Origin of the sequence: Burkholderia sp. CCA53 (assembly GCF_001685525.1) — a bacterium.
GTDB classification, from domain to species: domain Bacteria; phylum Pseudomonadota; class Gammaproteobacteria; order Burkholderiales; family Burkholderiaceae; genus Burkholderia; species Burkholderia multivorans.
The window spans coordinates 1,445,157-1,467,863 of record NZ_BDDJ01000002.1 but is presented as its reverse complement, the minus strand read 5'-3'; the positions used below and the strand labels follow the sequence as shown (position 1 = coordinate 1,467,863).

At 68.6% G+C, this 22,707-nt stretch carries 15 protein-coding genes and 2 pseudogenes; 6 read left to right on the top strand and 11 right to left on the bottom strand.

The window, feature by feature from the left end; genetic code table 11:
* Positions 1-169 precede the first annotated feature (169 nt).
* From BCR55_RS22825 to BCR55_RS22810, 4 genes are read right to left on the bottom strand one after another with little or no spacing between them, the layout of a single operon-like run.
* Positions 170-2,182 (bottom strand): acetyl/propionyl/methylcrotonyl-CoA carboxylase subunit alpha, encoded by a 2,013-nt coding sequence (locus BCR55_RS22825; RefSeq protein ID WP_006396269.1) that lies wholly within the window; start codon positions 2,180-2,182, stop codon positions 170-172.
* A 59-nt stretch (positions 2,183-2,241) separates the two neighbouring features.
* Entirely contained in the window at positions 2,242-3,027 is a 786-nt protein-coding gene (locus BCR55_RS22820; protein WP_006396268.1) for an enoyl-CoA hydratase/isomerase family protein, read from the bottom strand.
* A gap of 19 nt (positions 3,028-3,046) precedes the next feature.
* Positions 3,047-4,654, bottom strand: coding sequence for a carboxyl transferase domain-containing protein (locus BCR55_RS22815; protein WP_006396267.1), 1,608 nt, complete (start codon positions 4,652-4,654; stop codon positions 3,047-3,049).
* A gap of 30 nt (positions 4,655-4,684) precedes the next feature.
* Positions 4,685-5,866: an isovaleryl-CoA dehydrogenase gene (locus BCR55_RS22810; protein WP_006396266.1), complete on the bottom strand. Its 1,182-nt coding sequence runs from the start codon at positions 5,864-5,866 to the stop codon at positions 4,685-4,687.
* A gap of 170 nt (positions 5,867-6,036) precedes the next feature.
* Between BCR55_RS22810 and BCR55_RS22805 the strand changes: the two genes are divergently transcribed.
* Complete coding sequence (locus tag BCR55_RS22805) at positions 6,037-6,783, top strand: TetR/AcrR family transcriptional regulator (RefSeq protein WP_175403844.1); 747 nt, start codon at positions 6,037-6,039, stop codon at positions 6,781-6,783.
* Positions 6,784-6,827: 44 nt separating this feature from the next.
* Here the strand turns inward: BCR55_RS22805 and BCR55_RS22800 are convergent, their stop codons facing one another.
* Positions 6,828-8,750, bottom strand: coding sequence for an SMP-30/gluconolactonase/LRE family protein (locus BCR55_RS22800; RefSeq protein WP_065496034.1), 1,923 nt, complete (start codon positions 8,748-8,750; stop codon positions 6,828-6,830).
* A gap of 531 nt (positions 8,751-9,281) precedes the next feature.
* Complete coding sequence (locus BCR55_RS22795; RefSeq protein WP_035946791.1) at positions 9,282-10,475, bottom strand: porin; 1,194 nt, start codon at positions 10,473-10,475, stop codon at positions 9,282-9,284.
* A 273-nt stretch (positions 10,476-10,748) separates the two neighbouring features.
* On the opposite strand from BCR55_RS22795, the pseudogene BCR55_RS33590 reads away from it, so the two are divergent.
* Both BCR55_RS33590 and BCR55_RS22790 read left to right on the top strand, forming a co-directional pair.
* Positions 10,749-10,932, top strand: a pseudogene (locus BCR55_RS33590) (GNAT family N-acetyltransferase); the annotation flags it as partial.
* Positions 10,933-11,030: 98 nt separating this feature from the next.
* Positions 11,031-11,765 carry a metallophosphoesterase gene (locus tag BCR55_RS22790; RefSeq protein ID WP_065496729.1) on the top strand — a complete coding sequence of 245 codons (735 nt, stop codon included), beginning with the start codon at positions 11,031-11,033 and terminating at the stop codon, positions 11,763-11,765.
* Between the two features lie 107 nt (positions 11,766-11,872).
* Here BCR55_RS22790 and BCR55_RS22785 read toward each other — a convergent pair whose 3' ends face one another.
* On the bottom strand, positions 11,873-13,201 hold the full coding sequence (locus BCR55_RS22785; protein WP_065496033.1) for an ATP-binding protein: 1,329 nt from the start codon (positions 13,199-13,201) through the stop codon (positions 11,873-11,875).
* Positions 13,198-13,938, bottom strand: coding sequence for a response regulator (locus tag BCR55_RS22780; protein ID WP_006396259.1), 741 nt, complete (start codon positions 13,936-13,938; stop codon positions 13,198-13,200). The genes BCR55_RS22785 and BCR55_RS22780 overlap by 4 nt, the downstream gene beginning before the upstream one ends.
* Before the next feature lie 228 nt (positions 13,939-14,166).
* Between BCR55_RS22780 and BCR55_RS22775 the strand changes: the two genes are divergently transcribed.
* Entirely contained in the window at positions 14,167-14,748 is a 582-nt protein-coding gene (locus BCR55_RS22775) for a thioredoxin family protein (RefSeq protein ID WP_006410104.1), read from the top strand.
* Positions 14,749-14,823: 75 nt separating this feature from the next.
* Here BCR55_RS22775 and BCR55_RS22770 read toward each other — a convergent pair whose 3' ends face one another.
* The gene (locus BCR55_RS22770) at positions 14,824-15,462 is read right to left on the bottom strand and encodes an FMN-binding negative transcriptional regulator (RefSeq protein WP_065496031.1); all 639 of its coding nucleotides are present in this window, start codon (positions 15,460-15,462) and stop codon (positions 14,824-14,826) included.
* A gap of 162 nt (positions 15,463-15,624) precedes the next feature.
* Here BCR55_RS22770 and BCR55_RS22765 point away from each other — a divergent pair, with 162 nt between their 5' ends.
* Together BCR55_RS22765 and BCR55_RS22760 are read left to right on the top strand one after the other, a co-directional pair.
* A complete protein-coding gene (locus tag BCR55_RS22765) occupies positions 15,625-17,130 on the top strand; it encodes a PLP-dependent aminotransferase family protein (protein WP_065496030.1) in 1,506 nt (501 codons plus the stop codon).
* Between the two features lie 162 nt (positions 17,131-17,292).
* Complete coding sequence (locus tag BCR55_RS22760; RefSeq protein WP_065496029.1) at positions 17,293-19,524, top strand: penicillin-binding protein 1A; 2,232 nt, start codon at positions 17,293-17,295, stop codon at positions 19,522-19,524.
* Between the two features lie 4 nt (positions 19,525-19,528).
* Here BCR55_RS22760 and BCR55_RS33970 read toward each other — a convergent pair.
* A pseudogene (locus tag BCR55_RS33970) lies at positions 19,529-20,868 on the bottom strand (hypothetical protein).
* Positions 20,869-21,067: 199 nt separating this feature from the next.
* Positions 21,068-22,486: an MFS transporter gene (locus BCR55_RS22750; RefSeq protein WP_006405936.1), complete on the bottom strand. Its 1,419-nt coding sequence runs from the start codon at positions 22,484-22,486 to the stop codon at positions 21,068-21,070.
* Positions 22,487-22,707: the final 221 nt, after the last annotated feature.

Here is a 22,707-nt window from a genome sequence, read left to right as displayed (position 1 = left end):
GTCATGGATCGTCAGCAGCGACCGGGCGATGTATCGCCCGGTCCAAGCGCGCCTGCGTTCCGGCGCGCGGCTTCGCCGGCAGCCCCGATCGTCGCGACGATCGCGCGCCGGGACGCCGCCCGCCGCGTTTCAGCCGCGCGCACCGATGCGCGAGGACCGCCGACGGTCCTCACGCACGCGCAGCTTCGGCTTCCGCCATCACGAGCAGTTGCGCGCCGTCGGCGACCTGATCGCCGACCGCATACAGCACTTCGGCGACGACGCCCGCGCTCGGCGCGCCGATCGTGTGCTCCATCTTCATCGCCTCCATCACGATCAGCGGTGTGCCGGGCTCGACGCGCTGGCCGGGCTCGACGAGCACCGCGATCACCTTGCCCGGCATCGGCGCGGTCAGGCGGCCGCCGCCGTGCTCGGCATCGCCCGCGTGCGCGAGCAGGTTGCGCCACTCGAACGTTTCGGCCGTGCCCTGCGTGAACACGTGGAAGCTGTCGCCATCGACGATCACGCGGCCGCTGCTGCGTACGCCGTCGAGCAACACGTCGAAGTCGAGCGGCGTCGCGCCGCGCGACCACGCGAACGACTGCGCGGCGCCGTCGCCGACGGCGATTCGCGCGGCGGCGCCGTCATGGTCGTACGCGACCGTCACGTCAGCCTCGCGCTCGACCGCGTGCCATTCGAACGTGCGCCGATAGCCGGCGTTCAGCCGCCAGTCCGACAACGCGCTCCACGGCGACGAACCGTCGCCGGCCGCGTCGCGTTCGCGCGCGAGCAGCGCCGCGCAGGCCAGCGCGAGCGACGCACGCGGCGGCTGTTGCGGCGCGAACAGCACATCGTGATTGCGCTCGATCAGCCCCGTGTCGAGATCGGCCGTCGCGAACGGCTCGCACGCGACGATCCGCTGCAGGAAACCGGCGTTCGTGTGCAGGCCGACTACCTCGCACGCGCGCAGCGCGCGCAGCATCCGGCCGAGCGCTTCGTCGCGATCGGCGCCGTGCACGATCAGCTTCGCGATCATCGGATCGTAGAACGGCGTGATCGCATCGCCTTCGCGCACGCCGCTGTCGACGCGCACGGGCGCGCCGATATCGAACTCGACGCCGTCCGGCAGCCGCAGATGCTTGAGCGTGCCGGTCGACGGCAGGAAGCCGCGCGACGGATTTTCCGCATAGAGCCGCGCCTCGATCGCATGGCCCTGCACGCGCAGCTCGTCCTGCTTCAGCGGCAGCGGCTCGCCGGCCGCGACGCGCAGCTGCCATTCGACGAGATCGAGCCTCGTGACCATCTCGGTGACCGGATGCTCGACCTGCAGACGCGTGTTCATCTCCATGAAGTAGAACGCGTCGCCCGTCATGATGAACTCGACGGTACCCGCGCCGACATAGCCGACCGCGCGAGCGGCCGCGACGGCCGCCTCGCCCATCGCGCGGCGCACGTCGTCGGACAGGCCCGGCGCCGGCGCTTCCTCGAGCACCTTCTGGTGACGGCGCTGCACCGAGCAGTCGCGGTCGAACAGATACACGGTGTTGCCGTGCGTATCGCCGAACACCTGCACCTCGACGTGGCGCGGACGCGTCAGATACTTCTCGATCAGCACGCGATCGTTGCCGAAGCTGCTCGCCGCTTCGCGCTGGCACGAGGCGAGCGCCGCGGGGAAATCGTCGGAACGCTCGACCACGCGCATGCCCTTGCCGCCGCCGCCCGCGCTCGCCTTCAACAGCACCGGGTAGCCGATCGCATCGGCCTCGCGGTGCAGCGTCGCCGGGTTCTGGTCGTCGCCGTGATAGCCGGGCACGAGCGGCACCGCGGCCGCGTGCATCAGCGCCTTGGCCGCGGCCTTCGAGCCCATCGCGGCGATCGCGTCGACCGGCGGCCCGATGAACACGATGTCGGCCGCCGCGCACGCCTGCGCGAAATCCTCGTTCTCCGACAGGAAGCCGTAGCCGGGATGAATCGCCTGTGCGCCGGTCGCGCGCGCGGCTTCGATGATGCGCTCGATGCGCAGATAGCTGTCCGCGGCCGCCGAGCCGCCGATATGCACCGCTTCGTCGCACGCGGCGACGTGCTTCGCATTCGCATCGGCGTCGGAATAGACGGCGACGCTGGCAATCCCGAGACGTTTGCACGTCGCGGCGACGCGGCACGCGATTTCGCCGCGGTTGGCGATCAGAATCTTGTCGAACATGGCTGTCGTCCGGAAAAGGTTGGGGTCACGCGACACGGGCGGCGCCGGCCGCCGCGCGTTCAATCACGCCAGGACGGCGTGCGTTTCTCCAGGAAGGACGCGATCCCTTCGCGCGCTTCCGCGCCCGCGCGGGTACGCGCGATCCAGTCCGCGGTCTGCTCGATCAGCGCCGCATCGAGCGGACGGCCCGCGACGTCGGCGACGAGCCGCTTGCACGCGCGCACCGCATCGGGGCCGTTCGCGACCAGCGTCGCGGCCAGCTTCGCGACGGTCTCGTCGAGCGCCGCGGCCGGCACCGCATCGTGGATGAAGCCGAGCGACGCCGCACGCGCGCTGTCGAACACCTCGGCGGTCGTGAAGTAGCGGCGCGCCGCGCGCTCGCCCATCGCGCGCACGACGTACGGTGCGATCGTCGCCGGAATCAGCCCGAGCCGCGCTTCGGACAGGCAGAACTTCGCGGTGTCGGCCGCGATCGCGATGTCGGCCGCGGCCACGAGACCGACACCGCCGGCGTACGCATCGCCCTGCACGCGCGCGATGACCGGCTTGCCGCAGCGGTGGATCGCCTCGAGCATCCGTGCGAGCTTGCGCGCGTCGGCGCGGTTCTCGTCGTCCGAGTAGCCCGCCATCTTCTTCATCCAGTTCAGGTCGGCGCCCGCGCAGAAGGCCGGGCCTTCGGCCGCGAGCACGACCGCGCGCACGCCCTCGTGCGCGTCGAGCCATTCGAACGCGGTGGTCAGCTCGGCGATCGCCGTCTCGTTGAACGCGTTGCGCACGTCGGGGCGCGCCAGCGTGACGGTCGCGACGCGGCCGGCTTCGCTTACCTTGATCGTTTCGTATCGCATCGGTCAGTCCTCCCCGGCATCACATGCGGAACACGCCGAAGCGCGTCTCGTCGATCGGCGCGTTCATCGCCGCGGCGAGCCCGAGGCCGAGCACGTCGCGCGTCTGCGCGGGGTCGATCACGCCGTCGTCCCAGAGCCGCGCGCTCGCATAGTACGGATGGCCTTGACGCTCGTACTGCTCGCGGATCGGCTGCTTGAACGCCTCCTCCTCCTGCGCGGACCACGTGCCGCCCTTCGCCTCGATCCCGTCGCGGCGCACGGTCGCGAGCACCGACGCGGCCTGCTCGCCGCCCATCACCGAGATCCGCGCGTTCGGCCACATCCACAGGAAGCGCGGACCGAACGCGCGGCCGCACATCCCGTAGTTGCCGGCGCCGAACGAGCCGCCGATGATCACCGTGAACTTCGGCACCTTCGCGTTCGACACGGCCGTCACCATCTTCGCGCCGTGCCGCGCGATGCCTTCGTTCTCGTACTTGCGGCCAACCATGAAGCCCGTGATGTTCTGCAGGAACACGAGCGGAATCTTGCGCTGGCAGCACAGCTCGATGAAGTGCGCGCCCTTTACCGCCGACTCGGAAAACAGGATGCCGTTGTTCGCGACGATCCCGACCGGATAGCCCCAGATATGCGCGAAGCCCGTGACGAGCGTCGTGCCGTAGCGCGCCTTGAACTCGTCGAACTCGGAATCGTCGACGATGCGCGCGATCACCTCGCGCACGTCGAACGGCTTGCGCGTATCGACGGGAATCACGCCGTAGAGGCTCGCTGCGTCGTAGCGCGGCGGCTTCGGCTCGCGTACCGCGACCGGCGACGGAATCTTCGGCGCCAGATGACCGACGATGCTGCGCGCGATCGACAGCGCATGCGCGTCGTTCTGCGCGAGATGATCGGCAACGCCCGACAGCCGCGTATGCACGTCGCCGCCGCCGAGATCCTCGGCGCTCACTTCCTCGCCGGTTGCCGCCTTCACGAGCGGCGGGCCGCCGAGAAAAATCGTGCCCTGGTTCTTCACGATGATCGACTCGTCGCTCATCGCCGGCACGTAGGCGCCGCCCGCCGTGCAGGAACCCATCACGACCGCGATCTGCGCGATGCCGGCCGCCGACATCGTCGCCTGATTGAAAAAGATGCGGCCGAAGTGGTCGCGATCGGGGAACACGTCGTCCTGGTTCGGCAGGTTCGCGCCGCCCGAATCGACGAGATACACGCACGGCAGCCGGTTTTCCGCGGCGATTTCCTGCGCGCGCACGTGCTTCTTCACCGTGATCGGATAGTACGTGCCGCCCTTGACCGTCGCGTCGTTGCAGACGATCACGCATTCGCGGCCGGCGATCCGGCCGATGCCGGTGATGATGCCGGCGCCCGGCGCGTCGTCGTTGTACATCCCGTTCGCCGCGAGTTGCGACAGCTCGAGAAACGGCGAACCCGGATCGAGCAGCTGCGCGATCCGGTCCCGCGGCAGCAGCTTGCCGCGCGCCAGATGCTTGTCGCGTGCGGCCTGACCGCCGCCTTGCGCGAGCTGCTCGATCTTCGCGCGCAGATCGGCGACGACCGCCTCGAGCGCCGCGGCATTCGCACGGAATTCTTCCGAACGCGGATTCAGTTTGGATTCGATGATCGGCATCGACGGAGCTCCGTTCGCGTGACGTGGGCGTTACATCGTTTCCGCGAACAGCTCGCGGCCGATCAGCATCCGGCGGATCTCGCTCGTGCCGGCACCGATCTCGTACAGCTTCGCGTCGCGCCACAGGCGGCCGACCGGGTATTCGTTGATGTAGCCGTTGCCGCCGAGGATCTGGATCGCCTCGCCGGCCATCCACGTCGCCTTCTCGGCCGTATAGAGGATCACGCCCGCGCAGTCCTTGCGCACCTGGCGGATATGGTCGCTGCCCGCCGAGTCGAGATGGCGGCCGACCGCGTACAGATAGGCGCGGCATGCCTGGAACGTGGTGTACATGTCGGCGACCTTGCCCTGGATCAGCTGGAACTCGCCGATCGACTGGCCGAACTGCTTGCGGTCGTGGATATAAGGAACGACCGCATCCAGACACGCGGCCATGATGCCCGTCGGGCCGCCCGACAGCACCGCGCGCTCGTAGTCGAGGCCGCTCATCAGCACCTTCACGCCGCCGTTGAGCTGGCCGAGGATGTTCTCTTCCGGCACCTCGACGTCCTGGAACACGAGCTCGCCGGTATGCGAGCCGCGCATGCCGAGCTTGTCGAGCTTCTGCGCGACCGAGAAGCCCTTCATGCCCTTCTCGACGATGAAGGCCGTGATGCCGCGCGGACCGGCGTCGACGTCCGTCTTCGCATAGACGACGAGCGTGTCGCAATCGGGACCGTTCGTGATCCACATCTTCGTGCCGTTCAGCACGTAGCGGTCGCCGCGCTTGTCCGCACGCAGCTTCATGCTGACGACGTCGGAGCCGGCATTCGGCTCGCTCATCGCGAGCGCGCCGATGTGTTCGCCCGAGACGAGCTTCGGCAGATACTTGCGCTTCTGCGCTTCGGTGCCGTTGCGGTGGATCTGGTTCACGCAGAGATTCGAGTGCGCGCCGTACGACAGGCCGATCGACGCCGATGCGCGCGAGATCTCCTCCATCGCGACCATGTGCGCGGTGTAGCCCATGTTCGCGCCGCCGTACTCCTCGGCCACCGTCATACCGAGCACGCCGAGATCGCCGAACTTCTTCCAGAGATCCATCGGAAACTGGTCGGTGCGGTCGACCTCGGCCGCGCGCGGCGCGATTTCCTTCGCCGCGAATGTCGCGACGGCATCGCGCAGCATCTCGATATCTTCACCGAGCATGAATTGCACGCCGGGCAGGTTGCTCATGTCTCCTCCGTCTCCAGAAAGTGCGTCGCATGCGCCGATTTCTGAGTTTTGCTCAAATCGGGCAATACGCCGATTCATTGACCATTAATGCGGAAATTTCGCACAGTTTCGCGCGGCGTCGTGGTGGGCGTCAATAGCTTTTTTGAGTGACACTCAGTTATCATGCGGAGATGACAGCCGCTACCGCCCGCACCATGACCGCCACCGACAAAGCCGAGCGCGCCGACGCGCCGCGCGCGCGCGCCGGCCGCAAATCCCAGCAGCGCGTGCAGGACATCCTGCGAGCCGGGCGCGACGTGTTCGCCGAAAAGGGTTACGAGCACGCGACGGCCGCCGAGATCGCGCAACGCGTCGGCGTGTCGGAGGCGACCGTGTTCAGTTATTTCCGCGGCAAACGCGAGCTGTGCGCGCGCGTGATCGCCGACTGGTATGACGAAATCATCGCGGCGTTCGAGCACGGGATGCCGCAGGAGGCGACTGTGCAGCAGCAGTTCGCGTTCATCGTGCGTACGCATCTGCGGCTGATGCTCGTGAACGGCACGGGGCTCTGCGCACTGGTGCTGTCCGAAGGCCGCGCGAAGCAGCACGCGCTCAGCGACGAGCTCACCGCGCTGCAGCGCCGCTACACGGCGCCGCTAATGAGCGTGCTCGCGCGCGGCCAGGCGGCCGGACAGGTGCGCCGCGACATGCCGCTGAGCCTGCTGCGCTCGATGGTGTTCGGCCCGATCGAGCACGTGCTGTGGGACGCGATCCTCGGGCACCGCAAGCTCGATACGGAAACGACCGCGACGCAGCTGATCGACATGCTCTGGGCGGCCGTGCAGCCGCCCGCGCCCGAGCAGGCCGCGCTCGTGCGGTTCAGGAACGAGGTCGCGGAGGCGATGAAGCGGCTGGAAGCGTCGCCGGAACGAGAATAGGTCGGTGCGTCAGGCCTGCCGTCGACAATCGCCCGCGCCGTCCGTCACGGCCGCCAGCGGTACACGACGAGACTCGAGCCGTTGTAATTGTCCTTCGTGATCACGTATTCGCCGGTCGAGCGCAGATAGGCGCGAATGCCGTACATCGAGTCGACGTCGTTGCCGACATCCATCGCCGATGGGTTCGAGTTCGTCAGCGTCGTGACGAGGCCGCCCGTGTTCAGGTCGTACACGTCGATGTTCGGCACCGTGTGCACGTAGCCGACGAACAGATAATGGCCGGCCGCCGCGATCGACTTCGGGTTTGCGCTCGTCAGGTCGATCGCGAGGCTCGGCGTAGTTTTGTTGCCCGCTTTCCAGCCTCGATAGATCTCGATATGGCCGTTCATCGCGGTCCAGTCCCAACTGCCCGAAATGCCCTGCGCGAGGATCATCGTGTCGCTGTCGGACTGGTAGATGATGCGCGTGAGCGGCAGCACCGAACGCGGAATCTGGATCTGCTCGGGCGCACCCCACGAAGGCTTGCCGTTCGCGTCGAAGCCCGTCATCGGGTAGTGCGAGATGTTGTTGGTGCGGTCGAGCCCGGCCCACACGTCGCCGTTGCCGTCGATCGCGAAGCCGGCCGTCACCTGCAGGCTCGTGTTGAACGGCTTGCCGGGAATCGAGCCGTCGGGAATCGCGATGTAGCCGCTCGCCGGATTGAAGTGATAGAAGTTGAAGTTGCCGGGATTCTGACCGGACGCGACCAGAATCCGGTTGCCGCCGACCGTCACGAGCTGCCCGAAATGCTGGCCGCGCTGATAGTCGTTCATGTCGAGGCGCGGGTCCTTCGGATAGGTGAACGGATCGATCGTATTCGCGACGAACGTGCCGCCCGCCGTGCCCGTATAGACGTTGTTGCCGCTATAGAAGAACGCGCCGTCGGTCGCCGGATCGGGGGCGGCGGCGCCCTCGAAGTTCAGCGCCTGCAGTTTCCATTGCAGCGCGCCGGTCGGGCTGTATGCGTGGATGTCGGTGCTGCCGTTGCGCCCGAGATCCCAGCCGCCGCCCCACGCGTTGTTCAGCACGTACAGATTGCCGGCCGCATCCTTGCCGATGCCGACCACGCGCGTGAAGCGCTTGTCGCCGACCTGCCCCTTGATCCCCGTCGTCGTGTTCAGATAGCCGCCCTGCACGCCGAAGGTGCCGATCTGCAGCGGCACGCCGATGAGCGCGTAGATCTTGATGTTCATGTCGGGCCCTTGATCGCCCACCATCAACTGCCCGGTCGATGCGTCGAAGTACAGCGACGACGGCCGCGCCCCGGCCGCCATCTGGATCGTATTCATCTGCGTGCCGGTCGGGCTGAACTGGACGACCACGCCCGCGCTCATGCGCGCGACCCATAGATTGCCCGCCGCATCGATCGCGAGTGCGCCCGGCCCTTGCACGCCGATGTCGCGCTGCCACACGCCGTCGGTCGTATAGACGCGCACGCGATTCCCGTAGAAGTCGCTCGCATACAGCAGATTGCCGGCCGTCGCGAGGCCTGTGATGACGTCGGCGTACTGAATGCCCGTCCACGTGCTGACCGGAATGCGCAGATCGCGCGCGTTGGTGCTGCGGTTGTAGCGGCCGACCGAGCCGCTGCCGAACGTACGGTTGTAGCCGAGGGCGACGAACAGCGACGTCGCGTTGCCCGTGATCGCGCCGCCCTGGAATTCGTCGTGGATGCCGATCGTGCCGAGCGACTGCCCGTTCTGGTAGATGGCGACGCCGCCCGCGTTTTCGTCCCAGCGCGAGGCTGTATAGATCACGCCTTCGGGCGCGACCCACATCGAGCGCGCGCCGTTGCCGACGTGGGCGGCCAGTGTGCCGAACGTGTTCGCGAGCCAGTCGGTCGTGTATGGCGTCTGCGCATGCGCGACCGGCGCGAGCAGGATCATGCACATTACAAGCAATGGCGCGCGGACTTGTTTCATCGACATGAACGATTTCCCCTAAAAACGCATCAGTTTCGACACTGTCAATCGACGGACATCCGATATTCGTGATACTGCAAAAACCATTTTTTTGCCGACGCGAATTATCTCATTCATTTTTTACCATCCGGAGACTACGGCTTCGCGCGACGCAATGGTCGTTCGGGCCGACGCAATGCCGAATTCGCGCGGTCTTGCTCATGCAATTGTGCCGTTTAATTTCTTACGGAATTTTCTGCCGATTCTTTCAATGGAAATGCGTCAATTTTTCTGATGCGTGCGCATCCAACTGAATTGCCGTGGCAACGCATCGATGATTACAGACAGAAATTCGAATGAAAGAAAAAATATCGTCCGGAGCGCCGGAAGCGACACGGCAATGCCGGCAACGGGAGCGGTGCGTGCCGCGCACGCGCGGTCGCACGATGTCCGCCGCGGGCGCGGCGGAGAGCGGAGAATGAACCGGCGTGGCGCGGCTCGTGTCGACGAGCCGCGCGCCGCGCCGGCGATCGGAAGGGTTCGACGCTGCGCGCCGCGTCAGAACCGCTGACGCAACCCGAGGCTGACGATCGCCTGAGACTGCGTATCGGACGAATGGCCGTTCGCCTTGTCCGACACCGACGCGGTCGCGGCCACCGGCCGGCCGAGCGCGTCGAGCGTCATCCCCGACGCATGCTGGTACGCGCCGAGCAGATAGACGCTGGTGCGCTTCGACAGGTCGTAGACGGCGCCGAGCGTCACGTTGTGGTACTGCGCGCGATCGTCGATGCCGTCGACGTCGCTGCCGCGCGTGTAGCTGTAGCCCGCGAACAGCTGCGTCTGCGGGCGCACGTTCCAGCGCGCGAACACGCCGGCCACGTTGAACGTCGCGTGGCCGCTGAACAGCGAGCGGTCGCCGCTGCGGTACTGCACGTTGCTGTAGTTCACGCCGACCACCGCCGGCCCGAAGTCGTACGTCGCGCCGGTCGCGATGATCTGCTGCGATTGCGCGCTCGCATAGCCTTCGTTGATCGACGAGTTGAACAGGCCGTCGTCGGTGCTCTGCCACTTGCCGAGCGTCGTGTCGGTCGCGCCCGTCTTGCTGTTGTCCGAACGCTCGTAGCCGACGCCCACACGCAGCGGCCCCGCCGCATAGGCCGCGCCGACGCTCCACGTATTGCGCTGCTTCATGCTGCCCGGCTGGCCGCCGAAGCCGTACAGCGCGCCGAACGTGAAGCCCGCATAGTTCGCGCTCGTGTACTTGATCGAGCTGTCGACGCGCGCGGTCTGGTCGAGATCGTCGATGTCGCCCGGATGCGCGCCGAAGCCGCCGATGAACGACGACGGGCCGACCGGGCTCACGAAGTCGTCGAGCGACGTGTACTGGCGGCCGAGCGTGATCGAGCCGTAACGGTCGCTCCCGACGCCGACGAACGCCTGCCGGCCGAACTGGCGTCCGCCTTGCCCGGACGTGCCGTTCGTGATGTCGAAACCGTTCTCGAGCACGAACAGCGCGCGCAGGCCGCCGCCGAGATCCTCGCTGCCCTTGATGCCCCAGCGGCTGCCGGACAGGTTGCCGGTCGTCAAGCCGACGTTCGAGTGCCCGGTGTACGCGCCCGGCGTGCCGACGCGTTCGTTGCTGCGATACGTCACGCCCGCATCGACGATCCCGTACAGCGTGACGGAGCTTTGCGCGGATGCGAGGCCCGCGAGCGAGAGGAGCAGCGGCGCTGCGATCAGTTGCTTGTTCATGATTGTGATGTCTCCGGGCTCGGGCCCGTTGTTGTAGCTGTGTTCGGCCGCCCGGGGCGGACGGCCGGCGAGTAGTCGCGCGGCGCTGCGAGTCGCCGGCGTGCCGCACGCATCGACGCGCGCAGGCGCGCGCGATGGCGCATCGGGCATGCCCGGTGCGGCCGCCATCGTAGTTGGAACCGGTTCCCGTCGAAAGGGCAATAATGAAAAAAGTTTATTTCGAAAATAGAGATAGTCTGCGGCGCGGCAGAAATGCCCTGGGGCTAACGGAGGATCGCGCCCACGCATTGGGGCCGCGGCATCGCGCGTGCAGTGTGTGCGAGCGTCACGGCCTGGGCATTCACCGAAGGCGGCTTCATGCGCATGCAGGGCGTCGTGCTGACCGACAACATACGCGGCGCGAGGCGTGCCGGGCGATTTCGCGATGTACGCCCGCCTCGCAACCGACACCGCCTGAGCGCAGCGCAGTCGCTGCCTGGCATCGCCCGCATCGCCGATTGGACGGCACACGCCGAATTCGCGACAATCGTCGCGCCCCCCTTTCCGACGCCTGCCATGAAAATCGCCGCGCTCTCCGACATCCACGGCAACCTCGCCGCGCTCGACGCGGTGCTCGCGGACATCCGCCGCCGCGGCGCCGACGTGATCGTGAATCTCGGCGACATCGTGTCGGGCGCGCTGCATCCGGCCGAAACGGCCGACCGGCTGATCGCGCTCGACCTGCCGACGATCAAGGGCAATCACGAGCGGCAGCTGCTGAGCGGCGATCGCGAATCGCTGCGGCTGTCCGATCGCTGGGCGCGCGACACGCTGCGCGATGCGCATCTCGCGTGGATCGCCGCGCTGCCGCCGCGGCTGATGCTCGACGACGACGTGCTGATGGTGCACGGCACGCCGGCCAGCGACCTCGTCTATTTCCTCGAAACGGTGACGCCCGACGGCTGCCGCGCGGCGACGCCGGACGAGATCGCGCAACGCGCGGGCAACGAAACGGCGTCGCTGATCCTGTGCGGCCACACGCACGTGCCGCGCGCCGCGACACTCGAAGACGGCCGGCTGATCGTGAATCCCGGCAGCGTCGGATTGCAGGCGTACGCGGACGATCATCCGCATCCGCACCGGATCGAAAACGGCACGCCGCATGCGCGCTACGCGATGGTGTCGCGCACGGCGGCCGGCTGGCACGCCGAATTCCATGCGGTCGACTACGACTGGGACGCTGCCGCCGCGACGGCAGCGGCGCGCGGGCGCGACGACTGGACCGTCGCGCTGCGCACTGGCCGCTGCTGATAGGCGCAAACGCCATCCGAAGGCCTGTCGCCCGTCTGTTCCCGCACGCGCGACGCGGCCGCGCCGCGCCGGAACGCTAAAGCGACCGGCCACACGCCATGCGTTCGCTACGCCGCCGCATTCACGAGCGTCAGCCGCGCATCGAGTCCGCCACCGCCATCCTGCCGATTGCTCAGCGTCAGCGTGCCGCCCATCGCGAGCGCGAGCTGGCGCGCGATCGCGAGGCCGAGGCCCGTGCCGCCCGTCTCGCGATTGCGCGACGTCTCCACACGGCGGAACGGTTCGAACACCGCGTCGAGCTGATCGTCCGGAATGCCGGGCCCGCGGTCGCGCACGACGATCACCGCGCCGCCGTCCGGCGCCGGCTGCACGTCGATCTCGGCTGCACCCGCGAACTTCAGCGCGTTGTCGACGAGATTGCCGACGATCCGGCGCAGCGCCTTCGGCCGCGTGACGAGCGCAAGCGGCGCGCGGCTGTGCAGCGCGACGTCCTGCCCCGCATCGACGTAATCGCAGACGATGCTGTCGAGCAGCGCATCGAGATCGATGCGGCGCGCCGCCTCGTCGGAGCCGTGCAGCGTACGCGCATACGCGACGCCCTCCTTCACCAGATGCTCCATCTCGATCAGGTCTTGCCGCAGCTTCGCGCCTTGCGCATCGTCGTCCATCACGTCGACGCGCAGTCGCATCCGCGTGATCGGCGTCTGCAGATCGTGCGAGATCGATGCGAGGATCTGCATCCGTTCGGTCATGTACTGCGCGATGCGATCCTGCATCGCGTTGAATGCGCGCGCCGCGCGTGCGACTTCGGACGGTCCGTCCTCGCTGAGCCGCTCGCCCTTCAGGTCGGGGCCGAGCGCGTCGGCGGCGAGTGCGAGCTGCTTGAGCGGCCGCGTCGCGAGCCGCACCGCGAGCCAGCAGCACGCGGCCAGCACCGCGAGCTGCAGCGCGAGCACGGCCGGCAGCCAGTCGGACAGCGGCACCGTCGACATCGGATGAATGTCGATCGTGAGCGGCGAGCCGTCGCTCAGCCGCAGATGCACTTGCAGATGTTCGCGATCGCCGGGAATCGCGTTCGCGGTCAGCGGATACCGGCCGCCGATGCCGTCCGAGATCGACCGCTCGACGCGCGCCGACAGCCGCGCCTCCGGCGGCGTACCGGTTTCGCCGGGCCCGAGGATGAACGTATAGCTGCGTCGCGCGAGACGCGGCAGCCACGCGGCGCGCTCGTCGGGCGGCAGATGATCGAGCAGCGCGACCGAGCTCGCGACTTCGCGCTCGATGTAGCCCATCATCAGGTTGGTCGTCGCCTGATCGCGTTCGGTGACGGTGAGCCAGAACGACAGCGTCTGCGCGAGCGCGAGCCCCACGCACAGAATCAGCGCGAGCCGCGCAAACAGCGAGCGCGGCCAACGCCACGGGATGCGCGCGTTCACGATGTGCCTTCGATCGCGGTGACGGCCGACGAAAACACGTAGCCTTCGTTGCGCAGCGTCTTGATGTAGCGCGGCTCGCGCGCGCCGTCGCGCAGTCGCTGGCGCAGCCGGCTCACGAGCAGGTCGATCGAGCGGTCGAACGGATCCGACTGGCGGCCCTGCGTGAGATTCAGCAATTGATCGCGCGTCAGCACGCGCTGCGGATGATCGAGAAATACGCGCAGCAACCGGTATTCGGCGCCGCTCAGCGCGACGAGCGTACCTTCCGCATCGAGCAGATGGCGCCCTGTCGTGTCGAGCCGCCATTCGCCGAACGCGAGCATGCCGGCCGTCTCCGTCACCTGCATGCCGGGCGGCAGCATCCGCGCGCGGCGCAGCACCGAACGGATCCGCGCGAGCAGTTCGCGCACCGCGAACGGCTTCGCGAGATAGTCGTCCGCACCCATTTCGAGGCCGACGATCCGGTCGGTTTCCTCGCTGCGCGCGGTCAGCATCAGCACCGGCACCGTGCGGAATTTGCCGGCGCGCAGATCGCGGCACAGCGCCAGGCCGTCCTCGCCCGGCAGCATCAGGTCGAGCACGATCAGGTCGGGCGCGCCGTCGTCGAGCACGCTGCGCATCTCGCGCCCGTTCGCGGCCAGCGACACGCGCATGCCGTTCTTCTCGAGATAGTCCGCGATCAGTTCGCGAATGGCGCGATCGTCGTCGACGATCAGCACGTGGTCGGGCTTGTCCATGGATCGGTGTCGTACTCGTGAAGGGCGGCAGGGCGATGTCCGCCTTTATACCGCGGCGAACCGGCGCGTTTGTATCGCACTGTATCGCGCCGCCGTCGCGACACACAACATTGCACACGCGTGGCTCGCCGGACACATCGCAGATACGTCGCAGCGGCCCAATGACGGCTATCGCAACCCGACCGGCCGGCGCCCGCGCGCAGCAGCCGGCCGCACCGGAGAAACGCCATGCTGCCCCGATTCAGGACCGCCGCCTTCGTGATCGCCCTCGCCGCCACGGCCGGCCTCGCCGCGTTCGCCGGCACACGCGACGAGGCGGGCACGATGGCCTCGTTCGCCGGCTCGCGCGCGCCCGAGTTCGCCGGCATCGACCGCTGGCACAACAGCGCGCCGCTCACGCTCGACCAGTTACGCGGCAAGGTCGTGCTCGTCGACTTCTGGACGTACTCGTGCATCAACTGCATTCATACGATTCCGTACGTCAACGACTGGTACCGGAAATACCGCGATCGTGGGCTCGTCGTCGTCGGCGTGCATACGCCCGAGTATCCGTTCGAACGCGACGCGAAAAACGTCGCCGACGCGATTGCGCGCTTCGGCATCCGCTATCCGGTCGCGCAGGACAACCGTTACGATACGTGGCGCGCGTACGGCAACCAGTACTGGCCCGCGCTGTATCTGATCGATGCGAACGGCAAGATCGTCTATACGCGGTACGGCGAAGGCGCGTACGACAAGACGGAGGCCGCGATTCGGGCCGCGCTGGCGCAAGCCGGCGAACGTGCGAAGGACGCGACGCGCACGCAGTAGCGTCGCCCGCGCCCGCGTGCACCAGCACGTGCATGAGCGCTTGCGGCCGATGCCCGTCCGTGATCGGCGAACGCGTCATTCGCGTTTCGCGTCGGCCGCCGCGAGCATCGCGCCGCCGATCGCGACGTTCCCGCTCGCGACCAGCGCTTCGCCTGCGCCCCGAATATCGGCGGCCGCCTTGTTCTGCCCGAGCTTGCGCTTGCCGACGAGCCGCGTGATCTCGATCTGCAGGCCGACGATCGATTGCAGCATCGCCCCGAGATAGTCGGACGGCGCGTCGCCCATCTTCCACGGCACCGGCTGCGATGCCTCGTGCGTGCGCGTGAGCCGCGCGGCGACACCGCGCACGAACTTCTCGTCGTCGCGCACCGTAATGCGGCCGTGCGCGTGCACGACCACGTAGTTCCACGTCGGCACCTGGCGGTGCGTCGCATGCTTGCTCGGATACCAGTTCGGCGAGATGTATGCGTCGCCCGCGTGGAAGATCACGAGCACGTCGTCGCCGTTCGCGACCGCCTGCCACACCGGATTCGCGCGCGCGACATGCGCGTGCAGCTCGCCGAGGCCGCCGTCGCCGGGCAGCCATTCGAACGGGAGGTGGTTCGCGTCGAGCCCGTCTTTCCCGTGCGTGATCAGGCTGCCGAACGGATGGCGCACGATCAGCTCGCGCAGCAAGTCGGGGCGGGATTCGGCGAAATCGGCAGGGACATACATGCGGCGGCTCCACGATCGGACAGGATTCTTCGGACGACGCGCGGGCCGGCGGGATGCGGCTCACGGCACGCCCGTCGCGCGGCTTGCGCAATGCGCCGATTGTGGCTGCAAACTGGTTTATGCTGTAGAGCCGGTTTCGAACAATTTTGGTAGACCAGAATCATGGCAAGAACGGCGCGGATCGTCGACATCCCGTCGCTCGGCGCGCTCGATCGCGCGACCGGCGACCTGAGCCGCCAGCTCGCGCAGGCGCTGCGCGAAGCCGTGCGTCGCGGCGATGTCCGACCCGGTGACACGCTGCCGTCCACGCGTCTGCTGGCGGCATCGCTGCAGGTTGCGCGCGGCACCGTCGTCGACGCGTATGCGCAGCTCGTCGCCGAAGGCTTTCTCGAGTCGCGCGCCGGCGCCGGCACGCGCGTCGCGCATGCGCTGGCCGCGCCGCCGCCCGCGCGTTCGGCCGTGCGCCGGCCGCGCACTCGCACGGGGCTGCCGGAGCCGGCCGCGACGTTCGCGCGCATCGCGCAGGAGTTCCGGCCGTTGCCGCCCGCGCCGTTCGCGATCTCGGTGCCGGCTGGCCTCACCGCGCCCGACGACGTATGGCGCCGCCTCGGCAACCGGCTGCGCGCACGCGGCGCGGGCGCGCCGTCCGGCTACGCCGATCCGCAAGGCGCGCTGCCGCTGCGCGCAGCGATCGCCGATTACGTGCGCCGCTCGCGCTCGGTGCGCTGCGAAGCCGATCAGGTCGTGATCACGAGCGGGACGCAACAGGGGCTCCATCTGGCGACGCAGGTCCTGCTCGGCGCACACGATCGCGCGTGGGTCGAGAATCCCGCTTACCGCGGCATCACGGCGCTGCTCGACAGCACGGGCCGCCGCGACGCGATGGTGCGCGTGCCCGTCGATGCGGACGGCATCGACGTCGACGCCGGCATGCGCGCAGCGCCCGATGCGCGCATCGCGTTCGTGACGCCGTCGCACCAGTATCCGCTCGGGATGCCGATGAGCATGGCGCGGCGCAATGCGCTGCTCGCCTGGGCGCGCGCGCATCGCGCGTGGATCGTCGAAGACGACTACGACAGCGAGCTGCGCTATGAAGGCCATCCGTTTCCGTCGCTGCAGGGGCTGGACCCCGAGCGCGTCGTCTATCTCGGCACGTTCAGCAAGGTGCTGTTTCCATCGCTGCGGCTCGGCTACGTGATCGCGCCGGACGATCTGGTGCCCGCGTTCTGCGGCGCACGCGTGCTGATGGATCGTCATGCGCCGACCGCCGATCAGTACGTGCTCGCTGCGTTCATCGCCGAAGGCCATCTCGACCGGCACATCCGTCGCGTGCGCGGCGTCTATGCGGAACAGCGCACGCTGCTGATCGACACACTCGGCGCACGGCTGCCGCGCGCGCTCGCCTGGGTGCAGCCCGGCGATCAGGGCATGCATGTCGTACTGTGGCTCGCCGTCGGCATCGACGATCTCGACGTCGTCGCACGCGCGGCCGACGCCGGCATCGCTGTGCGCGCGGTTTCGCCGATGTTCGCGCCGGGCACCGCGCGGCCCGGCCTCGTGCTCGGGTTCGGCGGATTCGGCCGCGCCCGGATGGAAGCCGCGGCGCAGCGGCTCGCCGAGGTGATCGTCGAGGCCGCCGGCGCGGCGCGCCGCCGACGCGCGCGGTAAATCGCGTGCCGGGTCGCGCACCGATACGTGCATGGCACCGCGGAAAGGTTGTCGGCGCGCAACAAACGTAATCGTCTGTAAATCCTGCAAGCGAAACGCCGTTTGCGCCGCATTCGCCGCGCGCGCGTTTGCTAGCATCGCGGCTTTTTCCGCCCTTCCGCCGTGAATCGCTTCGTGTCGTTCCTTCGCCTCGCACTGGCGCGCTGCCGCGCGCGCGTCGCGCCGTTCGCCGCCGGCTGCGCGGCCCGCCTGCGCGCAGCGCTGCGCGGCGCCGCACACGCGCTTCGCCATCCGACGCGCCGCGGCATTGCGCTGACGCTCGCCGCGATACCGACGCTCGCGGTGCTGGTGCTGCTCGCGTTCGTGCCGTTCACGCCGAGCATCGGCGACATCCGCAAGGCACGCATCGAGCGGCCCGCACGCGTGCTGTCGGCCGACGGCAAGCTGATCGCCGAGTTCCGGCCGGTCAACCGCGAATGGGTGCCGTTGAAGCTGATTTCGCCGCACACGGTCGACGCGTTGATCGCGACCGAGGATCGCCGCTTCTACGCGCACCACGGCATCGACTGGCGCCGCACGCTCGCGGCCGCGTTGCACACGTTCGGCGGCGAGCGCCAGGGCGGCTCGACGATCACACAGCAGCTCGCGCGCAATCTCTATCCGGACGAAGTCGGCCGCGCGCCGACGCTCACGCGCAAGCTGAAAGAGCTCGTCACTGCGTTCAAGATCGAGATGGTGTACAGCAAGGCCGAGATTCTCGAGACATATCTGAACACGGTGCCGTTCCTCTACAACGCGTACGGCGTCGAGATGGCCGCACGGACCTACTTCGGGAAATCCGCGGACCAGCTCGACGTCGTCGAAAGCGCGACGCTCGTCGGGATGCTGAAGGGCAACAGCTACTACAACCCGGTGCAGAATCCCGAACGCGCATTGCAGCGTCGCAACGTCGTGCTCGAGCAGATGGCGAAGGCCGGCATGCTGTCGGCGAGCGAACTCGCGCGGCTGCAGCGCCGGCCGCTGCGCGTCGACTTCGAGCGGCAGACCGCCGAGCCGGGCCTCGCGCCGCATTTCGCGGTGCAGGTCCGCAAATGGCTGATCGCGTGGGCCGACAGCCACGACTACGATCTGTACTCGGACGGCCTCGTGATCCGCACGACGCTCGACGCGCGTCTGCAGCAGATGGCCACGCGCGCGCTCGTGCAGCAGACCGACCGCTTGCAGGCCGTCGCCGACGCCGCCTGGCGCGGCCCGTCGGGATGCGGGCTGCGCAACGCGCTGTTCCGCGGCTTCATCCGGCAGACGCCCGATTACCGCGACGCGCGCGACGCGGGGCTCACCGATGCGGCGGCACTGACGCAGCTCGGCGCGAACCGCGCCTTCGTGCGCGCGCTGTGCGAACGCAAGACACAGGTGCAGGCCGGCTTCGTCGCGATCGATCCGCGCAACGGCGCGATCCGCGCGTGGGTCGGCAGCCCCGATTTCGGCGACGAGCCGTTCGACCACGTCGAGCAGGCGCGGCGCCAGCCGGGCTCGACGTTCAAGCCGTTCGTCTACGGCGCCGCGTTCGCGGACGGCGCCCGGCCGAGCGACACGTTCGTCGATCGCGACGTCGCGATTGCGCTCGGCGATGGCACTGTGTGGCGCCCCACCGACGCGGAGCCGCCGACCGGCGCGCCCATGACGCTGCGCGATGCGCTCGCGCTGTCGCGCAACCGGATCACCGCACAGCTGATGCAGCGCGAAGGCGCGGCGAAGGTCGCGCGGCTCGCGCGCGCGATGGGCGTGCGCGACAGCCCGCTCGAGGCGGTGCCGTCGCTCGCGCTCGGCACGAGCCCCGTCACGCTGAAGGAGATGGTGTCTGCGTACGCGACGATCGCGAACCGCGGCGTCTATGTCGCGCCGCAGGCGATCACGCAGATCGAGGATCGCAACGGCAAGGTGCTCGCGCGCTTCGCCGACGCGCCACCGCAGCGCGCCCTGCCGGCCGACGCGGCGCTCACGCTCGTCGACGTGATGCGCGACGTCGTCGACCGCGGCACGGGCGCCGACATCCGCACGCGTTACGGAATTCGCGGCGACGTGGCCGGCAAGACCGGCACGACGCAGGACAACGCCGACGGCTGGTTCATCCTGATGCATCCGCAGCTCGTCGCGGGTGCGTGGGTCGGCTTCGACGACGGCAGCGTGACGCTGCGCAGCGACTACTGGGGTGCGGGCGCGCATAGCGCGTTGCCGATCGTCGGTGCGTTCTATGTCGACGCGCTGCGTGCACGCGCGATCGATCCGCACGCGCAGCTCTCGCCCGATTTCCGCCCGCGCGCCGCGCCGGCATCCGCGCCGAAGCGGCGCGTGCATCCGGGCCCGTTCGACTGGCTGCGACTGTTCCGCTAGCGCGTCAGTCCGCCGTATCGCCGCCCTTCGGCAGCTTCGACCACGCGCCGCGGCCCGGCAGGGGCGACCACGCGGGGCGCGTCTTGCGCGCGCTGTCGATCACGACCAGATAGCGGCCGGCGATCGGCGAGATCGCGCGGTCGCCGCGCAGCACCCACAGCGACTTGCCGGCCTCGACGCGCGCCTGATAGTCGTCGTCGAGAATTCCGTGCCGGTCGAGGAACGTGTTGAGCGACGCGGGAATCCGCACGCAGCCCTTCGAGTGGCGGATGCCGAGCAGCGGCTCGAGCCGATCGGGATCGGTCGCATGCATCTGAAAGCGCATCGCCGACTTGCCGCCCTTGCCCCAGCCACGCTCGCCGTCGATCCAGCCGAAGTCGAAGATGCGCATGTCGCGGTGGCCGTAGCCGCGAATGCCGTTCTCGTTCGTCGTGCCTTCCGCGCGGAAGTCCATGTGGTCCGGTGAATGATGGAACACGCCGAGCGGCGTCAGGAAGTGATCGTACTGGCCCGGCAGCCCCGTCGCGACCGGCGCGGCGCCGATCAGCAGCCACGCGTTCGCGGGCGTCGCGCGGAAGTAGATGAACAGCGCCTGCACGTTCGGCGCGCGATCGACCATCACCACGTATTCGCCGGCCAGATCCGCGAGATCGGCGGCGGCGAGTGCGCGCTGAAGCCGTTCGCCGTACGCGCGCTGTTCGTTCGCGGGCACGTTCAGGCGACGCGTGACTTCCTGCGCGAAGCGCTTGCGCATGTCGAGCGCGCGGGCCGTCGCGCTTTCGGCTTCGTGGGCGGACAGCGGCGGATGCCGGCGCGGCGGCGTCGGTGCCGCCTCGCTGGCCGGCGTTTCGGATGCGGCCGATGCGGGTGTCGCGCCGGATGCGCCGGACGCGGTGGACGCGCCGGACGCGGTGGACGCGGTGGACGCGGTGGACGCGGTGGACGCGGTGGCCGCCGGCGCGGCCGCCGATGCACCGCTTGCCGCATGCGGACGCGAAGCTGCGGGCGCGGCCGAAGCGGCCGACGCACCGGACGCTCCGCTTTCGGCATGGGGACGCGAAGCCGCGGGCGCCGCCGAAGCGGCCGGCGACGATCCCGCCGTCGCGGACGACGGCGTATCGGACTCAGCCCACGCGGCAGACGGCGCGACGACGGACAGGGACGGGACGGCAGCGAGCCACATGCAGGCGGCCACTGCGAGGGTACGGCGACGCGGTCGAGCAACTCGCCGCGTCAGGTCGGAAAGCATCATGCGGTCGTTGACCATCGGCCGGGCCGGCGCTCGCGCAGGGCGAGCGGCACGCATTGCGCGAAAAGCCATCGAGACGGTCGGCGCAACGCCATGCGCGCGATGTCGACGCCTCTTCGCGGCGGAAGCCGTGCGCCGATGCCGCGCGCCCGGTCCGATGGTGAGCTAATGAGTCGTCAGGGCTACGATTCTACGCGTGCACGGCGAAATCGGCAGCGACGCGGCGCCCGTTTCGCCGCGGATTTGCGTTTCGTTACGGTTGTTTCAACGCGTGACCGTGCCGCGCGCACCGTCTCATCGCGAGATCGCTTCGAGCGCGATGCCCTTCGTGCGCGGCCCCATGATGCCGATCGCGGCCATCACGATCGCCATCGCGCCCGCAATGAACGCGAACACGCCGACCGTGCCGAAGCCCTTGAGCACCGCGGCAATCACGAACGACGAGAAAATCGCCGAGAAGCGGCTCCACGAGTAGACGAAGCCGACCGCGCGCGCACGGATCGACGTCGGGAACAGCTCGGCCTGATACGCATGGAAGCTGTACGACATGATGTTGCTCGCGAGCGTCAGGCCGATGCCGAGCACGATCAGCAGCGCGCCGATCGTCGTCTGGCTGAACAGCAGCCCGCAGACGAGCACCGTCGCCGCCATCGCGACGATCACCGACTTGCGCTCGAAGCGGTCCGCGATCACGAGCCCGATCAGCGGGCCGATCGGCGCGGCGAGCGCGATCACGCTCGAATACATCAGGCTCGACGTGATCGTGATCCCCTGCTTGATCAGCAGCGTCGGCACCCAGTTCGCGAACCCGTAGAAGCCGACCGTCTGGAACACGTTGAAGATCGTCATCATGATCGTGCGGCTACGATACGGCGGCACCCACATGTCGCGGAAGCTGCCGCGTTCGGCAACCGGCTCCGCCGGGGCGGGCGCCGGCAGCGGCCGCCCGTATTCGGCCTCGACCTTCGCTTCGAGCGCACGCATCACGCGATCGGCTTCGTCGAGCCGGCCCTGCTGCGCGAGCCAGCGCGGGCTTTCCGGCAGTTCGCGGCGAATCCACCAGACGAAGATCGCGCCGTGCGCGCCGATCAGCACGACCCAGCGCCAGCCGTCGAGGCCGAACGGCGCGCGCGGCACGAGCAGATACGCGAGGAACGCGACCACCGGCACGGCGACGAAACCGACCGCCTGCTCGCACGCGAACGCGCGGCCGCGAATCTGCTTCGGCACGAGCTCGGAGATGTACGTGCCGATCGTCACCATCTCGACGCCGAGGCCGAGCCCGACGACGAAGCGCCAGAAATTCAGCCCCGTCGCGGTGTCCTGAAACGCCATCACGACGTTCGCGGCCGTGTACCACAGCAGCGACCACGTGAAGATCGCACGGCGCCCGAAGCGATCGGCGAGAAAGCCGCAGGCGATCGTGCCGACGAACAGCCCCGAAAACAGCGCGGCGATGAAGCTCGCGACGCCCGTCGTGCCGAACAGCCCGTGCGTCGTCGCGCTGAGTATCCCGCTTTTCACGAGACCGGGCGCGACGTAGCCGCTGTACAGCAGATCGTAGAGTTCGAAGAAGAAGCCGAGGCTCAGCAGCACGACGAGCTTCCACACGCTGCGCGTCGGCGGCAGCCGGTCGAGGCGGGCCGAAATCGTGCCGGCGTCGATCAGCGGGGATCGGGCCGGCGCCTGCGGGATGCTGTCCGTTGAAGCCATCGTGATGCGTCTCCTGTCTTGTCGTCTGTTGTTGTCGCGGCCATCCGCGCCGCGCGAATCGCTGCATTGTACCGGCACGTGCCGCGCTTACGTGCCGCACGCGACGGCATGCGGCGGCGCGCGGCGGCGGCGCGGATGCGCTGGCGCGGCGGGAAAGATGTAAATTTCGTAACCGTCTGTCGGCCGCCGGCGCGCGGCAAAGGCCGCCGCATCGGCCGCCG

Bases quoted from the DNA above. Each gene is read 5' to 3' on its own strand.
- BCR55_RS22825 (WP_006396269.1), bottom strand. From the start codon at position 2,182: ATGTTCGACAAGATTCTGATCGCCAACCGCGGCGAAATCGCGTGCCGC.
- BCR55_RS22820 (WP_006396268.1), bottom strand. From the start codon at position 3,027: ATGCGATACGAAACGATCAAGGTAAGCGAAGCCGGCCGCGTCGCGACC.
- BCR55_RS22815 (WP_006396267.1), bottom strand. From the start codon at position 4,654: ATGCCGATCATCGAATCCAAACTGAATCCGCGTTCGGAAGAATTCCGT.
- BCR55_RS22810 (WP_006396266.1), bottom strand. From the start codon at position 5,866: ATGAGCAACCTGCCCGGCGTGCAATTCATGCTCGGTGAAGATATCGAG.
- BCR55_RS22805 (WP_175403844.1), top strand. From the start codon at position 6,037: ATGACAGCCGCTACCGCCCGCACCATGACCGCCACCGACAAAGCCGAG.
- BCR55_RS22800 (WP_065496034.1), bottom strand. From the start codon at position 8,750: ATGTCGATGAAACAAGTCCGCGCGCCATTGCTTGTAATGTGCATGATC.
- BCR55_RS22795 (WP_035946791.1), bottom strand. From the start codon at position 10,475: ATGAACAAGCAACTGATCGCAGCGCCGCTGCTCCTCTCGCTCGCGGGC.
- BCR55_RS22790 (WP_065496729.1), top strand. From the start codon at position 11,031: ATGAAAATCGCCGCGCTCTCCGACATCCACGGCAACCTCGCCGCGCTC.
- BCR55_RS22780 (WP_006396259.1), bottom strand. From the start codon at position 13,938: ATGGACAAGCCCGACCACGTGCTGATCGTCGACGACGATCGCGCCATT.
- BCR55_RS22775 (WP_006410104.1), top strand. From the start codon at position 14,167: ATGCTGCCCCGATTCAGGACCGCCGCCTTCGTGATCGCCCTCGCCGCC.
- BCR55_RS22770 (WP_065496031.1), bottom strand. From the start codon at position 15,462: ATGTATGTCCCTGCCGATTTCGCCGAATCCCGCCCCGACTTGCTGCGC.
- BCR55_RS22765 (WP_065496030.1), top strand. From the start codon at position 15,625: ATGGCAAGAACGGCGCGGATCGTCGACATCCCGTCGCTCGGCGCGCTC.
- BCR55_RS22750 (WP_006405936.1), bottom strand. From the start codon at position 22,486: ATGGCTTCAACGGACAGCATCCCGCAGGCGCCGGCCCGATCCCCGCTG.